Source organism: Hydrogenimonas sp. (assembly GCF_029932565.1).
GTDB lineage: Bacteria > Campylobacterota > Campylobacteria > Campylobacterales > Hydrogenimonadaceae > Hydrogenimonas.
Genome location: NZ_JAOZPV010000013.1, coordinates 22,843 through 29,280, shown reverse-complemented (window position 1 = coordinate 29,280; position 6,438 = coordinate 22,843). Strand labels below are relative to the sequence as shown.

Annotated in this window: 4 protein-coding genes; 2 read left to right on the top strand and 2 right to left on the bottom strand. The window is 47.6% G+C overall.

Annotation, left to right across the window (positions count from 1 at the left end; genetic code table 11):
- Positions 1-88: 88 nt before the first annotated feature.
- Entirely contained in the window at positions 89-991 is a 903-nt protein-coding gene (gene ppk2, locus Q1K24_RS03185) for a polyphosphate kinase 2 (RefSeq protein ID WP_366903478.1), read from the bottom strand.
- Between the two features lie 187 nt (positions 992-1,178).
- Positions 1,179-1,820 carry an HAD family hydrolase gene (locus tag Q1K24_RS03180; RefSeq protein WP_300365839.1) on the bottom strand — a complete coding sequence of 214 codons (642 nt, stop codon included), beginning with the start codon at positions 1,818-1,820 and terminating at the stop codon, positions 1,179-1,181.
- 41 nt (positions 1,821-1,861) lie between these two features.
- Here Q1K24_RS03180 and Q1K24_RS03175 point away from each other — a divergent pair, with 41 nt between their 5' ends.
- Together Q1K24_RS03175 and Q1K24_RS03170 are read left to right on the top strand one after the other, a co-directional pair.
- Positions 1,862-3,553 (top strand): outer membrane protein assembly factor, encoded by a 1,692-nt coding sequence (locus Q1K24_RS03175; protein ID WP_300365835.1) that lies wholly within the window; start codon positions 1,862-1,864, stop codon positions 3,551-3,553.
- Complete coding sequence (locus Q1K24_RS03170) at positions 3,553-6,354, top strand: translocation/assembly module TamB domain-containing protein (protein WP_300365832.1); 2,802 nt, start codon at positions 3,553-3,555, stop codon at positions 6,352-6,354. Before Q1K24_RS03175 ends, Q1K24_RS03170 begins: the two co-directional genes overlap by 1 nt.
- Positions 6,355-6,438 lie beyond the last annotated feature (84 nt).

Sequence of the window (6,438 nt, the reverse complement as noted above, 5' to 3'; positions counted from 1 at the left end):
ACTCCTCGGCAAAAAGCGTCTGTGAAAGGAGAATCGCACTGACGAAAAGAAGAGACGACGATATGCGGGAGATGCGAATCATGATAGGTCAATCCACCTGTTTGCTCTGTCTGTGATAGAGCTGTACGATATCGGGATCCGGATGCAGCGTCGTCTGTGCATCCTTTTTTCTCTCGTATGGTATCTTCGAAAGTACATAGCGGATCGATTCCAGCCGTGCAGACTTTTTGTCGTTGCTTTTGACAATGATCCAAGGCGAGTAAGTTGTATGCGTCCGGCTGAACATCTCCTCTTTGTAGTAGGTAATCTCATCCCACATTTTTTGTGCCTGCTCGTCGATCGGACTGATTTTCCACTGTTTGAGCGGATTGTTTTTGCGCTCCGTAAAACGTTTGTGCTGCTCCTTTTTCGAGATGGAAAACCAGAATTTGATGAGAATGATGCCATCGTCGATCAAGGCGTGTTCAAGCCCGGGTACCTCCTGCATGAATTTGTCATACTGCTCTTCGCTACAGAACTTGAAGACAGGTTCGACAATGGCACGGTTGTACCAGCTGCGGTCGAAAAAGACGATCTCACCGGGATTGGGAAGCTGTGCGATATAGCGCTGGAAATAGAACTGTCCCATCTCCACTTCGGTCGGTTTCGGCAATGCCACGACACGGTAGCGGCGGGGATTGAGATGTTCTGTGAAACGTTTGATTGCCCCACCCTTTCCTGCCGCATCGCGCCCTTCGAAAATGATGAGAACCCGTTTCTTGTTTTCATAGACCCAATTCTGCAGTTTGACCAGTTCAATTTGCAGTTTGACCAACTCCTCTTCATATGTCAACGTTCGGATCGCTTTTTTCAGGTTCTTTCCTTTTCCCAGCAGCCTCAACCCATCCTTGCCACTGAGTCTGTCGATCATCTTTTCGATTTTTTCAATCTGTTTGAGTGTCTTCTTCTCTTTGATCTCTTTTTTCAGCTTTTCCAGTCCTTCGTTTACCATCAAGATCCTTCAATCATAATTTATTTATTGACCCGTAGAATACCCTGCAAAGACAATGGCACTTTGGTGTTAAAAAAAAAGCACCCGATCCGTCGGACATTCATCCTGTATCCGACGTCTCCAAAGGGCGCAAAACGTTGGCAATCGAAGATTGCGTAACATTGGTAATTAGATTCTATAGTGAAGTTCATAAAAACTCATTGAATATGGTTTTTTCCATCTCCAGCGGTTTCGAAACCGTTGGAACATGGCCCAGACTTTTGGGTAATTCATTCGTATATCCCCATTTCACGAACAACGAACGTACCCGGGCGCTTTCGGCCGCCATGATATCTTTGACACTGTCACCTATCATCCAGATTTCGTCAAAAACTGTACGGGCACGTATTTGCAAAATCACTTCGGGATCGGGTTTTGAATTTGTGACCCTGTCTGCTCCTATAATATCGGTAAAATAGTGATCTATGTTATTGTTTTGAAGAATCAATTTCGACGTCGTGCTCGGTGCGTTCGTCGCAACATAGAGATCACATGCTTTCGCTTTCAAACGCCCGAGCAATTCCGGGATATCCGGAAACGTTTTGGCATGCATTAGGCATTGACGGCTGTAATGCCTCTCAAAAAGCTCTTTCGCATGCTTCTCGTACCGTTCCACACCGTAAAATTCGTATGCAAGATTCAATCCGAGGAGATTTATCTTCTCTATCACAAAAGCGGAATCGACAGGATCGAGCCGATATATCTCTTTCCTGACATGATTGATCGAAGCAGTTATGTCCTCATGAGTGTCGACCAGAGTGCCATCAAGATCGAAAATAACGGTTTTCATCCATCTCCTTTGGTATAATGGTACCAAAAACAGGGTGGCTGGTGAAACGTATCGTTGCCTGCATACTTTTTTCTCTACAACTGCTGTTGGCCACTCCTCTTCCGGTCGAATTTGTCGGAAATGAAAGTATTGAATCGAGTCTTCTGTATGAAGTGCTGGGTATTCCGAAGCCTCTCTTTTTCGAATTCTGGAAAGAGAAGCCCAGGATCGAACCCGACAATGTCAATGCACTACTTCCGGCACTCGAAAACTACTACAGATCCCGTGGTTTTTATCACACAAGAGCCACAAGCAAAATTGACAACGAAAAAATCCTCATTGTCATCAAAGAGAATGATCCCGTCAGGGTTGCCGATGTATCAACCATCTCTCTGCTCGATATCGAAAAACTGATACCCTTTCAAAAGGGGGAACGTTTCGATGCGGAACTCTTCGTCAAAAGCAAAGAGAACATACGACGCTATTACAAAGACAACCACTACTGCCATATCGACTTGAATGCGAAAGCTTTCGTCGACATAGAGAACAATACCGCCTATATCGTCTACGATATCCAGCCCAATCAACCCTGCGTCTTCGGCGAAATCACCATCAAAACACCCGAATCGATCGATCCGAGAATCATTCGATCCCTGCTTATGTTCCGGGAAGGCGAACCCTATTCGGCGGAATTGATTCGCCGATCCTATCGCGATATCTACGCCAACGAAGGGATCGAGCGGGTTGTCATCGACGACACGAGCATCAAAGGGAATGTCGTTCCTATCCACATTACCGTCTCGGTTTACGAAAAACCGGTCCATTTTACGGCAGGTGCAGGCTACAGCAGTGACGAAGGGATCAACCTGCAGGCGGGTGTGAAACACCGGAATTTTCTGGGAAACCTCAAGACGGTGGGAATCGATGGCCGCTACTCTCAAATCAAAGAATTTGTCCGGTTGACGGCAGAAATGCCACTGACACATCACAACCGTCTGGGAGCGGAAGCCGGTGTAAAAAAAGAGATTTTCGACGGATACGACGAATATTCGGTTCTTGCAATTTTCAACCTCAAACATCTGCGGCATCCCCACTATTTCCAGGAGAGTATCATTTTCGACCGGACAGAAACGAAGAACAGCAAGGACCCTGTCAACTTTCCCAACGGCAAACTGCTTCTGGTTTCACCCAAAATCGGCTGGGAGGTGGACAAACGCGACTCTTTTCTCGATCCGACAAAAGGATATCGTATAAAAATCGATGCGATGGGATCGATCAAATCGTCGCTTTCGGATGCAAGCTACTACAAAGTCTACGGTTCCGCATCGTATCACAGAGAGGTTCCCTGGGGGATCGCTTCCTTCCGCGGCAAGCTGGGTTCCATCAAAACGTTTGAAGGCCGCATACCTCCTTCCTACCGTTTCTACGCAGGGGGCATGAATTCGAACCGTGCCTACAACTACCGCCGTCTGGGACCGAAAAACCGGCACAACGATCCAATCGGTGCCTACAGCATCGTCGAGTGTACGGTTGAAATGCGGATGCCGCTGAACGACAATTTCAGATGGGTGCTCTTCAGCGACGTCACCTTTATGGGACAGGATGAGTTTCCCGATTTTGGCAAATCCTATATAGCAGTCGGGCCCGGAATACGTTATCTTACTCCAATGGGACCGATCGCATTCGATGTGGGATTCGACATCAACGACTTCAGTGAATTCGCCTTTCATTTCCATATCGGGGAACTCTTCTGATGCGGCGTCTCTATGCACGTTTCATGCTGATTCTGCAAGGTCTGGTGATATTTGCCGGACTCTTTTTCTATGTGACACTTCATCCGAAGACCACCGACTTTCTGGCCCACGTGGCACTCGAAAACAGCGGTGTCCGATACAGCCGTATCGAAGGAACGCTTTTCCGTGGCTTCAATCTTTACGATGTCCGGTATCAGAAGGCCTTTTTCGCCAGACATATCGGCGTACATTACTCCATACTGAAACTCTTTTCACCGATTCCCACTATCGACAAAATATCGCTCTCAAATGCGAAAGTCTACCCGGACAGGTTTGAGTTCGAAGAGAGCAATATGACAAAGAAGAGCCATCTCGCACTCCCTCCCATCGTTATACAAACCATCGAAATCGATCGGTGCGACGTCTATGTGCCCGATCGTATCGGATTTGACATGAAAGTGGAACGGTTGAGATGGTTCAGGGAAGACGTCGATATCCCCTCCTTTTCGACCCGTATCCGATCCCCCTATGCAAACGGACAATTCAAAGGATCTTTCCATGACATGCATCTTCGGGCGGAAGGAGATGCTTCTCTCTCGATAGCGTACAAAAAAACGGCGGAAAAGTTTTTGGAAAAATCTCCGGGTCCTCTACCCATAGAGCTGAGAATCGACAGCGACGGCCTGATCGCCACGACGCAACTTAAAACGCCGGTGCATCTGCGTGACATAAATCTTTCCGTCGAAGAGGCCAAACTCGATTTCAACTATCTCTTCAAGGAGAACTATTTTAACGCCAACGCGTTTTACCATATCAAAACAGCCGCTATCGATGCTGATATCAACCAGTCGTTTCTCTTTACCCCTTCCCTCGCCTACGCGACGAAATTGACGGGTGAGATCTCCCGGGCAACCCACCCTCTGCCTTCCCACCAGTTTCAGGCAGATGCGGCGGGGGATACCGATGTCGTCGTGGCCGATTTTTATATGGGCGCTTTCAACATCGGTCTCTACTCCACCGACTACAGACAATTCGCAATGCATGCAAAAGCGATACCCCATCGTATCGATTACATCGAGCATCTTCCGGAACTCTTTTCGAATCAAACGATATCGATGGAAGCCAATGCAACAATGCAGGTCGATCCGGAACCGGAACTGAAAGGAATCGTACAGCTGGATGGTAACTATTCCCGTTCCAAAAGTTTTGTCGAGATGAAACCGGGTTCCTTTCTCGTACGTGCCTCGGTCGAACCGAAAAATATAGAGGGGGGAATCTGGGAAAGTGTTCCACCGATGTTCAAATCTCAGATACATGCCTATATCTATTATTCGAAAGAGAACAAACTTCTCAACATGTCGACACAAAAGAGCTATCTCACGCTCTTCGAAAAAGAGAAGCGTGTCAAGGGGTGGGCGAATATCGGTTCGCTGACGCTCGATGTTGTGGGGAACATCGAACCGGACGATACAGTCGATCTCCATTTCCATACCCATATCGATTCGCTCTACGCGCTGATGCAGGAGCTGGATATAAAGAGCGACGTTACGGTCGATGCGGAAGTCGAGAGCCGATTCAGCGTCAGAATAGCCGACTGGCTATCACTTCGTTACGAAACGGATATTCCCTGGTATCTTGTCCAGCCGGATTCCCAGACTGTCTACTATGGACTCGATTCCAAGCTTATCGGAGGCATTGACGGAGAAGAGATCACAATCGACCGTTACAATATCGGATACAAAGAGCGGCGGTTCGACCAGAAGCGGATTTCCTATTTTCATTTCGATGAAAACTTCAACTTCTATATCGATAGATTTGCCATACTCGATACCGGTGAATTGCGCGGCAGCTTCGATCTGAAAAAGATGCGGGGCAATCTTCGCTTCGACGGTGAACGGATGCACTATATCGGACAGGAAGGCAATGTCACTGCCAGTGCCGGCATCGATGCCAATATATCAGTCGAACAAGTGAATATCGAAGGCGAGATGGAACTGCTGGAAGCAAACATCACCTATATGCCGAAAAAAGAGTATACGATTTCCGACGAAGATATCGTCATCATTCAGGATATCAGAGAACCAAGCCATACCAGGAAGAGCCTGAATATACGAATCTTTTCCGAACAACCGCTCGATTACAGAATTCCGATGATCCACGTACGTTTCAAACCCGATGTGACGATATGGAAAGATCCCTACAAATCCACGACACTCCTTGGCATCGTGCGGGTCGTAGACGGTGCCATCGATGTCGAAGAGAAACATTTTACCATTCGGCCCTCCGAAATCTATTTCAGAGGCGCCTATCCCGTCAATCCCTATCTGGACCTGCATCTTCTCTACGAAATCGATTTCAACCGGTTCAACATCTATGTCAGCCATACACTGGCCGATCCCGTTTTTCTCTTCTCTTCCGAACCGCCGATGAACCAGAACGATATCATGAGCTACATACTGTTCGGTACACCGGCAGACGAATCGTTCCAGGGAAGTCGCAGCACGTCAGCCTCCGTCGCATCCATGCTTCTGGGATTCGGCATCAAAAGCGCCATCGGATCGGCAACAGGGCTGCGATTTGATACTTTCAATATTCTCAATACCGAAGGGGGTGGTCTTGGCGTAGAAATCGGCAAGCGGATCGGCAAGCGTATGCGAATCATCTACCGTAACGACACGCTTTCGAGCTTTATCATCCAATATACAATATCACGGAGCGTACGCCTCGACATCGATGTCCACGAAACGGGACAGGGAATCAATGTGCTCTATATCAAAGATTTCAGAGATCTTGGTCTCTTCGATAGTAACAAATCCCGATAGAGCCGTTTTTACAGATCAACATTGTCCGCTCTTCTTCCCCGGCAATTTCACCACATGCTCTTTTTCGAAGACTGAAGAAGCAGA

Coding starts and splice junctions, on each gene's coding strand:
- ppk2 (WP_366903478.1), bottom strand. CDS start 991: ATGGTAAACGAAGGACTGGAAAAGCTGAAAAAAGAGATCAAAGAGAAG.
- Q1K24_RS03170 (WP_300365832.1), top strand. CDS start 3,553: ATGCGGCGTCTCTATGCACGTTTCATGCTGATTCTGCAAGGTCTGGTG.
- Q1K24_RS03180 (WP_300365839.1), bottom strand. CDS start 1,820: ATGAAAACCGTTATTTTCGATCTTGATGGCACTCTGGTCGACACTCAT.